Here is a 13905-nt window from a genome sequence, read left to right on the forward strand (position 1 = left end):
TTTATATGGCAACTATAAGCATTACTGATTACAAGTTTAAGATTGAATAATAAGCGCAAATACTAGATACTGTTTTTATATACAGTTATGGCGATATTATGAAAAAAGAATTACCAGCAAAATACTATTTAGCGCATTTTAGAGAGCTTATTGAGTTTGTAACTAGTAAATGTATGCATTTACTTGAGCCTAAACATAGTGAATTTATTAGTAAAATTAACCAGCTAGATGAACAAAGCCAGTGCATGTTGGCGCGTGTGTACTCGCGAAAGCCTTATTTGGTGCAGGCGCAATCGCTTAATTATGAAGAAATAACATCACCGCATCAGGCTATTTATACGCTTAAAAAAGCCGATATTTTATTTGAGCCAAACGAGCAGCATTATTCGCAGCTTTTAGCGCACTTAACCAAACCTTCTTTGGTTGAGTTGCTAAGTAATTACGACGAGCAAATAAGCTTTAAAAAGAGCGCCGGTAAAGGCGCGCTGGTGGATATTGCGCGTGAGTTTTTTAAAGCATGCCCACAAGAGCTTGCGCCACTTTATAGCCAGTATGTAATTAATAACCGCAGTGATTACTACGAGTATTTTGAGTTTTTATTTGCAGGCAAACTAAGCAGTGGAGATGTGAATCATCAAAATCGTTTTGTAATGCGAGACTTAGGCTTAACCGCTACACGCGAAGGGCACAGTGAGAGCTTGTCACGCTTTGAAACACTTGACGAAGCGCAATCAAACTATTTATTAAACCGTTACCGGTTAGCATTTAAAAATATAACAGATGAGAGCGACTATGTTGCTTTAGCGTCACAGGTTTTAGTGCAAGCTGCACATGGTGCAATAGCCGTTGCATTAAAAAATAAATTATTAGTTAGGCTTTATAGGCAGCTAAAAGCAGTTGATAGCGAACTTGCTTTTAGCTTACTAGAAGGGTGCGCGGATGATAGCGAAGCACAAGAAATTCAAATAAGAGAGCAATACAGGCTTGGCAATAAAGAGTGGGTAAAAGCTCGATTAGAAGCCATTATCGAAAACCCGCTCACTGATGATTTACTGTATTTTGCTGACGATTTTTTAATGCGTAAGTTTAATAAAAAAACACGTTCTCGTTTAAGTGCCATGCTTGCCGATACTCAGTGCGTGCTAGAAATAGATGAACTGTACCGAGGTGAAGTAGAGCAGGGCGTAAACGATTATTATACTCGCCAAGGTATGCAGGTATTTAATACCGAAAACACGCTTTGGCAAAGTTTGTTTGGTTTGGTATTTTGGCATGAGCTATTTGTGGAGTCGCCTTATCCGCCATGCAATGAGTTTGATATTTATCCGCAAGTATTAAGGCTTGGTAATTTTTATGAAGCGCAGCAAATACAGATAAATGAGCGCTTAGCAAAGTGCCAAACGTCGCAAGCATTGCTTAATTTAGTATGCAAAAATGCAGCGCAATACTTTGATCAACCTAACGGTTTGTTTAGGTGGCGCAGCAATTTATTAGAGCCACTAGAAGCGCTTATTTTAAACAGCCCACTTGAGGCATTAATTACTCATTTAACGGCTATGAGCAAACATTATTTACAGCTAAAAGACGGCTACCCCGACTTAATGGTAATTAATAATGGCCAAGTACATTTTGAAGAGGTAAAAGCCCCAGGTGATAAGCTTAGGCGCAACCAACTTACCACCATAGATAATTTAAAAAATGTGGGCTTTACGGTACATATTGCCGCAGTTAAGTGGTTTGTAGACCCAAACCGTATTTACAGCGTAGTTGATATAGAAACCACGGGCGGCTTAAAAGGCGGTAACCGTATTACCGAAATAGGCCTTGTAAAAGTACAGCACGGTAAAGTAATTGATACTTGGACTAGCTTAGTTAACCCCGAGCGCCATATACCTGGATTTATAACGTCACTAACTGGTATTAGCGACAGCATGGTTTATAACGCGCCCGTATTTGCAGAGGTTGTAAAGCCACTAATTGATAAACTAGCAGGCAGTATTTTTGTAGCCCATAACGTTAATTTTGACTATGGCTTTATTAAAAAAGAATGCGAGATGGCAGGGCACTTTTTTAAAATGCCAAAAATGTGCACCGTGGTTGAGTCGCGCAAAGCGTTTAAAGGCTTAAAGTCGTATTCGCTTGGTAACCTTAGTACGCATTTTAATTTAAACTTAACCAGCCATCACCGCGCATTGGCCGATGCAACGGCTACTGCCGAGCTGTTATTGCTGATCCAAAATAGTGAAACGCTAACGCCGTAGGGTATTAGCTTACCTTTAAGTATTTGAAATTTAGTTAATAAGTGGTTTTATTGTAATTTTTTAATTTATTTTTGGAATAAAGTGTTTTTGTAAATCGTCTTCTTTATGTCAATCCGACAAACTAGAGGACAAAACAATGACTAAATTAAATAAAATTGTAAGCGTAATGATGTTAAGCGGTGTGTGTACTTTTACAGGTGCAGTGCACGCCGCTGATATTGAAATATCTCAGTCTACGTCGGCGCAGCAACAAACATCTACATCTATTGCGCTTTCACAAAACGGTTTAACAGCCAGTGGTAGCAATGATACAAACGCATCTAGCGATACACAAGTAACGGCTGATGACTCGCAAAATACAGATTCAACGGCAAATAATACACAAACTCCATCGCAAGAAAGCAGCGAGGCCGCAGAGCCTGCAAATTCATTAGTGGCCTCTGGCAGCTCATCTTTAAATAACGCATTGAACGCATCGGCATCGTCTTTAAATACCACAGGCAATACCACAGTCAATACAGCGCTTGATGCAACAGCGCAGTTAACCTCATCGGCGGGTAATTTAACGACTGCAGTGAGCCAGTCGTCATTACTTGGACTTACCTCTGATCAAGCCGCTCAGCCTGATACTACCGATACACCAACAAGTGCCTCTTTACTTTCAAACGTGGGCAGCGCTACCGATTCAGTAACTCAAGCTGATGCAGCGAGTGCGCTTACAAACCAATTAGCAATTACTAATACGGCTGCAAACTCAGTGAGCTCTGCACTGCAAGTAGGTGATGCAATTAATACCAGTAATGAAGTTGTAAGCAGTGTTCAGCAATCTTTAATTGCCAGCGTGCAAGATAGTACGGTTAGCAGTTTACAAAGTACGGTACAGCAAAGTGTTAGCGGGCAGGTGAGTGCAGCGGTCACTGATCAAATTAGTAACGATGTAGCACTTAGCACCGCAAGTGAAGTAGTTACCAACATTACTAACGATTTAGACTTAGGTCTTTAATACGCCCTAAGCGTGTTTGCACAAATGCCGAATAGGGAAACCTATTCGGCCTGTTGGAGAATAAATATGAAAGCAGTTATAACCGCCACATTGTGTGTTTTTAGTGCCCAAGCGGTGCTTGCACAAACCAACCACGTTAAAACACCTGAGCAAAATAAACCCTTTAAAAGTAGCTTTGAGCTAAATGCAGATGCAGAAGTTGGGGTATTAAGCAATTCAGCGCTCTCTGTTCAGGAGCTTGACGATATTTCGTCGCAAAGCGACAGCGGCATAAAAACCGCAGCCGGTGTTAATGCAAAATGGCAATTAACCAAAGGCGCTAAATTAACTTCAAGCTACCGGTTTGAACAGCAAGACTACGATGAATTTGATCAATACGATTTAGACCTTCATCAATATGGTTTAGATGGCAGCTACAGCTTTAATAGCCATGAGGTAGGGGTTCGTTACGATGGCACAAAAGCAAATGTAGATGGCGAACCATTTTTACATTTTAATCAAGCCAGCGCTTACTATGGCCATTTTTTAAACCCGCATACGTATTTACGTATGAGCATAAAAAACAAAGCTAAACGTTTTGCTACTGCAAAAGCACGTAATGCTGATGGCGTAGGTGCCGATGTAGCGCTTTATCATTTTATAAATAATGGGCAAACCATGCTAATGGCAGCGCTAAGTGCCGATAAAGAAAACGCCGACGACAACCAGTACGACTTTAACGGCTACGGCTTTACTACAAAAGTTACGCACAAATTTACGGCCTTTAATGTGGCTAATAAAGTGGGCGCAGGGTGGCGTTATCAAAATAAAGATTACGACGAGCAAACAACGGATGACTTTTTTGAGCAAATACCGTCGCGAGATGAGCACCGAAATGTAGTTAATGCGTTTTATAACGTAGCTGTGTTTGAGCACGTAACACTAATAGCCGAGGCTGAATATGGCGATTACCAATCAAAGCTTAGTAGCAATACCTATACTCAGTCGGTTTTATCGGCGTCAGTTAAAGTGCACTTTTAGGTGGGTAAATGGCGCCATAACCAAAGGTGGTGTCTTTGCCTTGCTCGCCTAAATCGACGGCCAGCGATGTAAGCTCGTTAAGTGCTTTGGTTTTATTATTACCATGCTTTAATAATAAACAACTTAATGCCGCGCTTACATGCGGCGCCGCCATTGACGTACCCGACTCCCTACCAAATTTTCCATTGCCTTGGCTTGTAACAACATTTACACCAAGGGCTGTAAAGTCTATGTAATCGCCTTTATTTGACCATCTATAAATATGGTTTTTTGAATCGATAGCACTTACCGCTATCACGCTTTTATACGCACCTGGGTATAACGGCTGCGACGCCGGCCCTTGATTACCCGCAGCAGCTACAATTAATACGTTTTGTTTTATTGCTGCAGTAATACTTGCTTCTAAAATTGCGTTATTTGGCCCCGTTAGGCTCATATTTATTACGGGTATTTTATTACTAACTAGCCAGTTAAGTGCTTCTACTATGGCAAATAAAGTAGCCCCTTGTGCATATTCAGATTGCCTATAAAACACCTCGGCACTGTAAAGCTTGGCACTGCCTAAAAGCGGGTTAAGTTTTGCGCCTTTACCTGTAATTAGCCCTGCAATGGCGGTGCCGTGTAAATTTGGCGAGCTTAACCCTTTAGGTAAAAAGCTTTGCGTGGTGATATTGGCGCCTCTAAAAGCACTGTGTTTGGTATTAATAGCGCTGTCGATCATGCCAATTTTTACGCTTTGTGTGCAGTAAGGAGCAACAGGCTTATTTTGTGTTACTTTCACGCTAGGCTCGCCTGTTTGCGCTTGGTAAATGTGGTTTCGGTCAAGTATTGCAGACTCATCTAAGTTAATCGCTTTTAATAACTCACTTTTAGAATTAACACCTTGGGGTACGTTAAAGCGCACTAAGCTCATGTTAAGTGCGTTGTAATTTTTTACCGATACAATGGTTACATTTTGCTGCTTTAGGGTATTAAGTTGTTGGCTATTTGCCATTAATAACCATTGGCGCTCTATTGCTCTAAAGCCGTTTTCAAGCTCTACTTCAACAAATGCAGTGTTTTGGCTATTTATATTAATGTTAAGCATATTAGGTAAGCTGCTAATAGGCTCACTTATTTGCGCTTTTAGTTCATCAATCGATATTTGTGGAACAGGCACCGGAAGCGGCAGGCGTTGTGCTCGCTCTATAGTTTGCTCAATACGCTGCTCTATTGGGCTTAGCTGCCCAAGCACCTGATCGACTCTTACTATGTTGGCTGAACTCGTTGCGCTAAATATGCAAAGCGAGGCGGCTATTATGTGTTTAACGCGTGTGTTTTTAATATTCATAGTGGGTTACTTCTATTAAATTTATTATGCTGGTTAGTTAACGTTTAACACATAGAAATATTTCATTATTTAAATTATTTTGATTATTTGGGAATAAATGTTTTTTTGAATCGTCTTCTTTATAAAAGGGGTAAAAATCAATGAACGAAATATTAAAAGCCTTATTGCCCATGCTTAGGCGTTTTGCCTATTCGCTAACGGGTAGTAAAGCAGATGCAGACGATGTAGTGCAAATAACAATTGAAAAACTATTAGTAAAAGGCATTCCGGATGACGTTGAGCCTGCTAAGTGGGCATTTAAAATTTGCCGTAATGTGTGGATAGACGAATACCGCTCACGCAAGGTAAGGCAAAATAAGGCTCAGGCCGATATTTTACCAGAGCCAATATCAAGTAATGAGCACCAAACACTCGAAAACAAACAAATGCTTAAAAATGTAAATACAGCACTTGGGCAATTACCCGAAGAGCAACGCGCCATAGTATCGCTGGTGGCACTGCAGGGCATGGCCTATAAAGAAGTAGCACATACGCTAGATATACCTATAGGCAGTGTAATGAGTAAATTATCGCGCGCACGCAGTACACTTTATAACTTAATAAAACCCGACTTTAAAAAGGAGCAAGTATGAACATTAACGACGAAACTCTTAGCGCCTTTTTAGACTCAGAGCTAAGCGAGGACGAAATGGAGCAAGTGCGTAAAGCCCTTGAAACCGATGATGCGCTAGTAATGCGACTTGCAGAATTTAGCGAAGTAGACATGCTAGTAAAGGAGCACGCAATAAGTATTGACGACGCACCACTTAGTGACTCGTTAGCTAAAACGGTTGCAAAGCTTGATACAACAACGACAAAAAACACGTTAAATAGCAATGTAGTAACGTTAAGGCCTTGGCAAAAGGTTAAGCAGTCGGCTAATAAAAGTTTAGCAATAGCTGCAAGCGTTGCCGTGGTATTTGGTATTGCAATGACGAGCTATTTACAACCCAATGAGTCGCAAAATTTAGTAGCCAGCAATACCGCCTCAGCCCTTAACACACAACTAAGTAGTGGTGTGTTTGAGCAAAGTGATGGCTCAGTATTTAGTGCGCAGCTTAGTTTTAAAAATCAGCAAGGTGAGCTTTGTAGGCAGTATGCACTAAGCTCAAATAATACAACGCAAACAAGCATTGCTTGTAAAACGCAAAGCGGTTGGCAAATTAAAGCGCAAACAGCCACGCAGCAAAGTAACAATGGCGCGCAATATCAAACGGCGTCTAATAACAGTGAGTTAGATGCTGTTATAGGTAGCATGATCAGCGGCGCACCACTAGATAGAGCGCAAGAACAGCAAGCAATTAGCGCAAAGTGGCAGTTAAACAAATAATAATGTGTATAAAACGTGGTGAACTATGAAAACATCTATTTTAATTATCAGTATTTTACTTATGGCGGGCTGTGCATCTAAACCGGATTACCGCGCCGCGAATAATGGATCGCAAGGTTATAGCGAGCAAAAAATTAGCGACGATCAATACCGAGTCGAGTTTAAAAGCGTATCAAACAACGTAGCCGATGCCGGTGACTATGCATTATTACGCGCGGCTGAGCTTACACAAGCGCAAGGCTACGACTGGTTTGTTGTAACTAATAAAGAAACCTTTGTTGAGTCTAAATCGCAAGCTCCTGCGTCATCTATTAGTGCATCACAAAGCCAGCAATATGAGCGAAGCTGTGGTTTATTAACTTGCGAAACACGCGCTAGCCCAACAAGCAGCGTAGGCGTACAGTTAAGCAACAATGATAAACGCAAAGAAGTGCACACCCTGATTGATATTAAAATGGGCAAAGGCATTAAACCAAGCGAAAACAGTTTTAGCGCCCAAGACTTAATTGAAAATTTAAGCAAAAAGGCGCAAAAGTAAGCGTTTGGTAAAAGCGCTTGATATAAGCACTTAGCTTGTTTTAGCTAAGTGCTTTTTTCGTGGTAAAAAACCAGTAACCAACATAGTACCCACAATGACAAATAATGCGCCGAGTAACGTATTTGGCCCAATTTGCTCATCTAAAATTAAATGTCCCCAAAATATGCCAAATAATGGAATTAAAAATGTAACCGTGAGTGCTGAGGTTGGGCCAATATCGTCGATTAATTTAAAAAATAAAATATAAGCAAGTGCAGTACACATTACTCCTAATACAAGTACACCTAGCATAACGTTGGTGCTTGGTATTTCTCGTATTGGCATAAATAAGATAAGCGGCAATACCATAAAGCTTGAAGCCCACATTGAGCCATGGGCGTTATCGAATGGGGCCAGTTTAGGCGCGTTTTTAGTGTAATGCGATGCAATGGCATAGCAAAGTGATGCGCTTAATGCCGCTACTATGGCCAAAATTGATTGGCTATTTAATACAAAATGATTTTGCCCAACGAGTATTGCAACGCCTATTAAGCCAAGTAGTAAACCAAGCACCATACTTTTATTGGGCTTTGTTTTCGTCCATAAAATTCCAACTACAACACCCCATATTGGTGTTGTAGAATTTAAAATTGAGAGTGTGGATGCGCTAATAGTTTGAGCTGCGTAAGCAAAAAATAAAAACGGAAGAGCAGAATTAAACGCGCCTATAATAAAAAAGTGTTTTTTATGTTGGATAAACGCTAAGCGGCGTTTTAAATACAAAGCAACAATAAATAAAGTAACTGCAGCAAAGCCTACTCTTAGCTCAATTAATACCGCAGGCCCCAAGCTATTTGCTGCCATTCGCATAAATAAAAAAGAAGCGCCCCAAATAGCGGCCAGAAAAAATAATCGCAGTAAGCTTGCTAAGGTCATGATAGTATTTTAATTATGCTGATTGGTTTTTAGAATAACAGGGTTTATAAAAAGAGTAAGCCATATTCGGAACTGGCATATAAAAATAATAAATTAAGGATAAGAATGAAAACGTTCTCAGTAGTTTCTATGGTATTTATCACTTTTTTGGGTGGATGTAATTCAAGCTCAATCAACCTTTACAGTGATACCACCATGAAAAAGAATGAATACAATGGTATTAAAGCGTATCGAAAAGGACAGTTTGAGGCCGCTTTCAATTATTTAAAAGAGCCTGCTGGGCTAGGCTATAAAAGCGCACAATACACGTTGGCGTTTATGTTTTTGAAAGGCCAATACTTGGAGCAATCTACTAAACTAGGGATGGGCTGGCTAGGCGTTGCAAAAGAAGCGGGGGTTGAAAATTGGTCTGCGCAATACGATGTATTTTACAGTGCAGCGACTACGCAGCAAAAACAACAAATAGACGAAACAGTTGCGTTGTATATAACGCAATTTGGCGTTAAAGCACAAAATATGACCTGTCGTCGTTCAACTTCGCCTAGACGTACATTTGGTGAAGTTAAAATTGATTGCACTAAGCACGAAGGTAGCGTTACCGAGCACGACATACAAATAATAGAATAGAGTTATGGCTTTTCTAGCTTTTTTTCAAAGTCGCTTTTTACAATATCGAGTGCTTTTAAGACCTCTTCTGGAGCAACATCGTGTTGCTCTAGTATCATAATTAAATCTACTGCAAGTTTAATATGTGTAGGGGCTTGATCAAGTGGGCTTGTCATTTAATTCTTTCTTTTTTGATATTTGGCTAATGGCGACATTTATTGCTGTTTGCACACGTTGTTCCATATGTATGCGTTCTGATTGCGGTAAATAAAACGCCATATCTACATCGTAGCGAATATATCGTGGCGGGAGCTGATTTAGTACCGTACAACAAAAGTCAGCCATTACATCTTCATCATATTTTTCATCAAGTTTAAGTTTGATGATTTCTTCAACTACAATCTTTTCGTAATAGTTGTGTATGTCTTCGTGTAATCGCATATTCCCACCGCTTTAAAATAATCCGTTTAACTGAGTCTATACTAAGGCTTACTATAAATCGATAGCGGCTTTAAATAGTTGTTTATGAACATTAATTAGTGAACTCAAATTACGCTGATAACCGCCACCTAAAGCGCACATTAGTGGGGTTTGATGTTGCTTACAGAAGTTGAGAACAAACAAGTCGCGCTCATATACGCCATTGAGCGATATATTAAACAAGCCTAACTCGTCTTTAGTGTAAATATCAGCGCCTGCATTATACAAAATAATATCAGGGTTATGTATGCGCACGCAAAAATCGAGTGCTTGCTTTAATGTAGCAAGGTACTCATCGTCGGCTGTTTTAGCGGGCAATGCAAAATCGTAAGTGGACTCTTGCTTATTACGAGGAAAATTTTGCTCACAATGAATTGAGCAGGTAATAATTTGGTTATGGTTTTGAGTGATTTGTGCTGTGCCATCGCCTTGGTGTACGTCGCAATCAAAAATTAAAACAGTGTCGGCTTGCTCTGTATTTATTAAATGTGCTGCTGCAATAGCTAAATCATTAAAAATACAAAAGCCACTGCCAAAATCACTATGAGAATGATGATAACCACCGCTTAAATTGAAGGTTAGATCGTGACTAAAAGCCGCTTCAGCAGCTTGAATACTCCCGCCAATAGATAAAAGAGTACGCTCTACAAGTTGTTGCGAATAGGGAAATCCCATCTTTTTAATTGCTTTATCGCTTAGTATTCCATTTAAAAAGTCATCTATATAACGTTGGCTATGACATAGCGAAAGTTGAGATTTAGTTGCTTTTATAGGCTCTTGAAAGTGAATAGCCGAAACACCTAGATTTTCTATTTCGCTTTTAAGTAACTTATACTTTTGAATAGGGAATCGATGACGTTCTGGGAGTATAAGGTCTGAATACAATGGATGATAATAAAGCTGCATAGTAAAGTTCGGCTTAACGCAGCTGCTGTTTTTCTACTTGTTGTATTTTGTCCTCGGTGGCAGAAATTGCTTTTCTGCAGCGGCCTAATCGAGCATGTGTGCTTAATATTTCAAGGTTAAGCTTTTGTGCTTTAGCTGGCGAGGCTTTATCCATTTGCATTTTACGCTCTTCAATCATGAGCACTAAACGGCGTTCAAACTCATGGTTTTGTTTTAATTCGTCGTAAAGCTCGTGCGATGATTGCATTATTTTTTGTACCGCTTGCTTATAAACGGTTTGCTTAGGGCGTGGTTTATAATGGCTTTTGTTTTCTTTAACCCAAATAGGCGTTGATTTAATAACGTTGAATACAGCTTGTACCTGAGCTCCTATACGTTCAAGCGCGTAGGTATAAGCATGGCGATGCTCACTTGGCGGTAACCTTGACACTTCATCTTCTATTTCTATTACGTAATCGACTAGGTTCATGCTTTTTGTACTAAAAACTGCGCGGTCAAACAAGCTAGGTTGCGCTTGCATGTAACGATTTTTAGAAAAAAGTTTAGCTTTATCAAATTGCTCAGCTTGTTGTTTTAGCGTTGCAACTTGTTGACGTAGTTTATCTAAAGCCATTGAATGCATATTAAAAGTAAGCCTCGTAAATTAGTTTTAATGCTAAAAGTATAACCATAGTATTAAATACAGGGCGAATAAATTTACTACCAAAACGTATTGCTGAATGTGCTCCAAACCATGCGCCTAGCATAATAAAAAAGCCCATTGTTATGCCAAGTAAAAAGTTTACATGTCCGAGTGCTACAAAGGTGATGAGCGATATAAAATTAGAAACAAAGTTCATTGAACGCGCTAAACCACAATTGAGTAGCAAGTTCATTTTATAAAGCATGCCATTAGAAGCGGTCCAAAATGTCCCCGTACCTGGGCCTGCTAAACCATCAAAAAAGCCTAATGCTAAACCCTGTAGCCATTGTTTTATTTTCATCGCTTTGTTTAGTTTAGGGAGTTCATCGCCTTCGGTAGTACTTAAATTACCAAATAAGCTATAAGCGGCAACTAAAATAATAATAATGGGGAGTAGTTTGTTTAAAAAATCGATACTTAAATGATCAACAATAAGAGTGCCTATCAATGCACCTATTGCAGTAGCAATAATGGAGGCAGCCCAAAACTTTGGACTAAATAAGTTCTTTTTATAGTATGTATAGCTTGCCGTTAACGAGCCAAAACTTGCTGCTAGTTTATTGGTTCCTAGTGTTAAATGCGGAGGTAAGCCAGCTGTTAGTAAAGCGGGCACAGTTAACATGCCACCGCCACCGGCGATAGCGTCTATAAAACCTGCGGCAAGTGCAACAGCACATAAAACAGCCCAAGTTGTTGGATCGAGTGCGAGTTCAAACATTAATAATCTATTTGTCTTTTAAAAGGTGGTAGAGTGTCGAGCATGGCTTTACCGTATCGCTTAGTAACTAAGCGCCTATCGAGAATAGTAATACAGCCTTCATCACTCTCTTTTCGCAGCAGTCTACCACAGCTTTGTACCAATTTCTTTGCGGCGTCTGGTACGGTAATCGTTAAAAACGGGTTACCGCCTTTGCTTTGTACAAATTCTGCTTGCGCTTCTTCTATTGGCGAAGTAGGTACAGCAAACGGAATTTTGGTAATTATTAAGTTCTCTAAATATTTACCAGGTAAATCAAGACCTTCCGAAAGGCTCTGCGTTCCAAATAAAATACTGCCTTTGCCTTCGTCTACATTTTTGGTGTGTAATTTAAGCAACGCTTCTCGCGACATCTCACCTTGTACTAATAAGTTAAAACCTTTTGTTCTAAGAAACTTTGTTACGTGGTCCATTTGCCAGTAAGAAGCGAATAGTACAAGGTTCGCTTTTTTATCATCTAGGTACTCTGGTAATGTTTTAGCTAGGTGATCACTAAAGTCTTTATCGGTTGGTTCTACTTTAGATACCGGAATACGTAAAGTGGCTTGTTTGGGGTAATCAAAAGGAGAAGGTACTTTAATAAATTTAACGCCTTCTTCTTTAGCAAGTCCTGTTTCGTAAGCAAAGTGATCGAACGAGCCGAGTGCACTTAATGTAGCAGAGCACAAAACAGCGCCCGCGCATTCTCGCCACAATTTATCTTTTAAGTAATAACCGACCTCGATAGGGCAGTCGCTTAATAAGTGGTCGTGATGGCTTTTGTATTCAAGGCGTTTTATCCACCGTGCATGAGGAGCACCTTCGCCTTTTTTTGCGTAACTAAACCATAGTTTGTTTAGTTGTTCTAACCGGTTTATGTATTGACCGCTTTCGCCTAGTATTGGGTCGGCAACGTGAGGTTTTATGTCGCCATCACTTACATCTTGGGTAAGGGTGTCGTGCATTTTGTTTAAACAGCGCAGCGCATCTTGCGTGGCTTCGCTTATGTCTTTTGCTTTACTGTGCAATGATTGTGGAATTTCACCGTGTTCAAAGCGATAAGTATCGTCTTTTGAGTATTCAAAATCGGCATTATCAAGAATGTCGCGCACTACTTTTAAATCTTTATTCGCGTCATTAATGCTGTCGCAAAGTTTAAAGTTTTGCCCAATAGCTCTTTGCCCCACTAAAACCTTCGCCATTTTCCCGCTAAACTTGGTGAGCTTATCAAGCCATTCTATCGTGCCTTTAATTGTTGCTGCGGCCGATGAAAAATCGCGTGTTATATGTGCTAAATGATGCGCTTCATCAATAACGTAAATGGTGTTGTCGGGCTCTGGTAAAATTTTACCACCGCCTAAGTCTAAATCGGCAAGTAATAAAGAGTGATTAATTACCAGTACATCCATTTGCATTAATTGATTACGCGCAAGCTGAAACGGGCACGTTTGATGGGCCTTCATTTGGCGTTGGCATGAATGTTTATCGCACGCTATTAAGTTCCACACTCTATCGGGTACGGTATCAGCCCAGCTGTCTCTATCGCCTTGCCATTTTTTATTCACATAGGCGTTATATAGCTCATTCAAACACTTGGTTTCCATTGCGCTCAATGGTGAAGTAAGCGTTGGCATAAAGTCCATTTGTGTTTGGCTATCGCCGTTTACAGCATTATGTAATTTGTGGGCACAAATATAACGATGGCGACCTTTTACTAAATCAAATTTAAAGTCGAGGCCTGAATGCTTTTTAAAAAATGGGAGTTCTTTTGCTATTAATTGTTCTTGCAGTGCAACGGTTGCGGTAGAAATAACTAGCTTCTTTTTTTGCGCTAAGGCAAGCGGTAATGCGCCTAAACAATAGGCAAGAGACTTACCGGTACCGGTGCCTGCTTCAATTACGCAAATGCGCTGCTTTTTATGGTATTCGCCAGCAAGCGTTTTTGCTATTTCGGCTACAAGGTAGTTTTGACTGCTACGAGGGCGATAATCGTTTAGGTTGCTAGCCACATGCTGGTGTACTTGCCTAATTGTTTTTTTTAGTGAGTCAGAAAGCATGG

The 13905-nt window shown here is 40.1% G+C and carries 15 protein-coding genes; 7 read left to right on the plus strand and 8 right to left on the minus strand.

Features of this window, described 5'->3' with window-relative positions:
* Positions 1 to 98 precede the first annotated feature (98 nt).
* The 3 genes from CXF76_RS19045 to CXF76_RS19055 all read left to right on the plus strand — a co-directional run bounded on the left by CXF76_RS19045 (position 99) and on the right by CXF76_RS19055 (position 4284).
* Entirely contained in the window at positions 99 to 2261 is a 2163-nt protein-coding gene (locus CXF76_RS19045) for an exonuclease domain-containing protein (protein WP_232785138.1), read from the plus strand.
* Positions 2262 to 2397: 136 nt separating this feature from the next.
* The gene (locus tag CXF76_RS19050) at positions 2398 to 3264 is read left to right on the plus strand and encodes a hypothetical protein (protein ID WP_101164376.1); all 867 of its coding nucleotides are present in this window, start codon (positions 2398 to 2400) and stop codon (positions 3262 to 3264) included.
* Between the two features lie 66 nt (positions 3265 to 3330).
* On the plus strand, positions 3331 to 4284 hold the full coding sequence (locus CXF76_RS19055) for a surface lipoprotein assembly modifier (protein WP_024590766.1): 954 nt from the start codon (positions 3331 to 3333) through the stop codon (positions 4282 to 4284).
* Here the strand turns inward: CXF76_RS19055 and CXF76_RS19060 are convergent.
* The gene (locus CXF76_RS19060) at positions 4268 to 5614 is read right to left on the minus strand and encodes a S8 family serine peptidase (protein ID WP_101164377.1); all 1347 of its coding nucleotides are present in this window, start codon (positions 5612 to 5614) and stop codon (positions 4268 to 4270) included. The two genes, CXF76_RS19055 and CXF76_RS19060, sit on opposite strands and share 17 nt — an antisense overlap.
* 140 nt (positions 5615 to 5754) lie before the next feature.
* On the opposite strand from CXF76_RS19060, the gene CXF76_RS19065 reads away from it, so the two are divergent.
* From CXF76_RS19065 to CXF76_RS19075, 3 genes are read left to right on the plus strand one after another with little or no spacing between them, the layout of a single operon-like run.
* Positions 5755 to 6246 (plus strand): RNA polymerase sigma factor, encoded by a 492-nt coding sequence (locus CXF76_RS19065; RefSeq protein WP_024590768.1) that lies wholly within the window; start codon positions 5755 to 5757, stop codon positions 6244 to 6246.
* Positions 6243 to 6983, plus strand: coding sequence for a hypothetical protein (locus CXF76_RS19070; RefSeq protein WP_024590769.1), 741 nt, complete (start codon positions 6243 to 6245; stop codon positions 6981 to 6983). The genes CXF76_RS19065 and CXF76_RS19070 overlap by 4 nt, the downstream gene beginning before the upstream one ends.
* Positions 6984 to 7008: 25 nt before the next feature.
* Complete coding sequence (locus CXF76_RS19075; RefSeq protein ID WP_024590770.1) at positions 7009 to 7521, plus strand: CC0125/CC1285 family lipoprotein; 513 nt, start codon at positions 7009 to 7011, stop codon at positions 7519 to 7521.
* Between the two features lie 30 nt (positions 7522 to 7551).
* Here the strand turns inward: CXF76_RS19075 and CXF76_RS19080 are convergent, their stop codons facing one another.
* Complete coding sequence (locus CXF76_RS19080; RefSeq protein WP_024590771.1) at positions 7552 to 8436, minus strand: DMT family transporter; 885 nt, start codon at positions 8434 to 8436, stop codon at positions 7552 to 7554.
* 105 nt (positions 8437 to 8541) lie between these two features.
* Between CXF76_RS19080 and CXF76_RS19085 the strand changes: the two genes are divergently transcribed.
* On the plus strand, positions 8542 to 9063 hold the full coding sequence (locus CXF76_RS19085) for a sel1 repeat family protein (protein ID WP_007584047.1): 522 nt from the start codon (positions 8542 to 8544) through the stop codon (positions 9061 to 9063).
* 2 nt (positions 9064 to 9065) lie between these two features.
* On the opposite strand, the gene CXF76_RS19090 is transcribed toward CXF76_RS19085, so the two are convergent.
* The 6 genes from CXF76_RS19090 to dinG are packed head-to-tail and all read right to left on the minus strand — an operon-like array spanning position 9066 to position 13903.
* Entirely contained in the window at positions 9066 to 9218 is a 153-nt protein-coding gene (locus CXF76_RS19090; protein WP_007584045.1) for a DUF2496 domain-containing protein, read from the minus strand.
* Positions 9202 to 9483 (minus strand): late competence development ComFB family protein, encoded by a 282-nt coding sequence (locus tag CXF76_RS19095; protein WP_024590772.1) that lies wholly within the window; start codon positions 9481 to 9483, stop codon positions 9202 to 9204. Before CXF76_RS19095 ends, CXF76_RS19090 begins: the two co-directional genes overlap by 17 nt.
* A 51-nt stretch (positions 9484 to 9534) precedes the next feature.
* Entirely contained in the window at positions 9535 to 10428 is an 894-nt protein-coding gene (locus tag CXF76_RS19100) for a histone deacetylase family protein (protein ID WP_024590773.1), read from the minus strand.
* Between the two features lie 13 nt (positions 10429 to 10441).
* Positions 10442 to 11050, minus strand: coding sequence for a primosomal replication protein (locus CXF76_RS19105; protein ID WP_007584039.1), 609 nt, complete (start codon positions 11048 to 11050; stop codon positions 10442 to 10444).
* A gap of 1 nt (position 11051) precedes the next feature.
* Positions 11052 to 11828: a TSUP family transporter gene (locus CXF76_RS19110; protein WP_024590774.1), complete on the minus strand. Its 777-nt coding sequence runs from the start codon at positions 11826 to 11828 to the stop codon at positions 11052 to 11054.
* Positions 11828 to 13903 carry an ATP-dependent DNA helicase DinG gene (gene dinG, locus CXF76_RS19115; protein ID WP_024590775.1) on the minus strand — a complete coding sequence of 692 codons (2076 nt, stop codon included), beginning with the start codon at positions 13901 to 13903 and terminating at the stop codon, positions 11828 to 11830. Before dinG ends, CXF76_RS19110 begins: the two co-directional genes overlap by 1 nt.
* Between the last annotated feature and the right edge of the window lie 2 nt (positions 13904 to 13905).

It is taken from the genome of Pseudoalteromonas sp. 78C3, assembly GCF_002836695.1.
Lineage (GTDB): Bacteria > Pseudomonadota > Gammaproteobacteria > Enterobacterales > Alteromonadaceae > Pseudoalteromonas > Pseudoalteromonas arctica.

Excerpts from the sequence above, each read along its gene's own strand:
- CXF76_RS19070 (WP_024590769.1), top strand. The coding sequence starts at position 6,243 with ATGAACATTAACGACGAAACTCTTAGCGCCTTTTTAGACTCAGAGCTA.
- CXF76_RS19105 (WP_007584039.1), bottom strand. The coding sequence starts at position 11,050 with ATGCATTCAATGGCTTTAGATAAACTACGTCAACAAGTTGCAACGCTA.
- CXF76_RS19100 (WP_024590773.1), bottom strand. The coding sequence starts at position 10,428 with ATGCAGCTTTATTATCATCCATTGTATTCAGACCTTATACTCCCAGAA.
- CXF76_RS19080 (WP_024590771.1), bottom strand. The coding sequence starts at position 8,436 with ATGACCTTAGCAAGCTTACTGCGATTATTTTTTCTGGCCGCTATTTGG.
- CXF76_RS19075 (WP_024590770.1), top strand. The coding sequence starts at position 7,009 with ATGAAAACATCTATTTTAATTATCAGTATTTTACTTATGGCGGGCTGT.
- CXF76_RS19060 (WP_101164377.1), bottom strand. The coding sequence starts at position 5,614 with ATGAATATTAAAAACACACGCGTTAAACACATAATAGCCGCCTCGCTT.
- CXF76_RS19065 (WP_024590768.1), top strand. The coding sequence starts at position 5,755 with ATGAACGAAATATTAAAAGCCTTATTGCCCATGCTTAGGCGTTTTGCC.
- CXF76_RS19110 (WP_024590774.1), bottom strand. The coding sequence starts at position 11,828 with ATGTTTGAACTCGCACTCGATCCAACAACTTGGGCTGTTTTATGTGCT.
- CXF76_RS19090 (WP_007584045.1), bottom strand. The coding sequence starts at position 9,218 with ATGACAAGCCCACTTGATCAAGCCCCTACACATATTAAACTTGCAGTA.
- CXF76_RS19045 (WP_232785138.1), top strand. The coding sequence starts at position 99 with ATGAAAAAAGAATTACCAGCAAAATACTATTTAGCGCATTTTAGAGAG.
- CXF76_RS19085 (WP_007584047.1), top strand. The coding sequence starts at position 8,542 with ATGAAAACGTTCTCAGTAGTTTCTATGGTATTTATCACTTTTTTGGGT.
- dinG (WP_024590775.1), bottom strand. The coding sequence starts at position 13,903 with ATGCTTTCTGACTCACTAAAAAAAACAATTAGGCAAGTACACCAGCAT.
- CXF76_RS19055 (WP_024590766.1), top strand. The coding sequence starts at position 3,331 with ATGAAAGCAGTTATAACCGCCACATTGTGTGTTTTTAGTGCCCAAGCG.
- CXF76_RS19095 (WP_024590772.1), bottom strand. The coding sequence starts at position 9,483 with ATGCGATTACACGAAGACATACACAACTATTACGAAAAGATTGTAGTT.
- CXF76_RS19050 (WP_101164376.1), top strand. The coding sequence starts at position 2,398 with ATGACTAAATTAAATAAAATTGTAAGCGTAATGATGTTAAGCGGTGTG.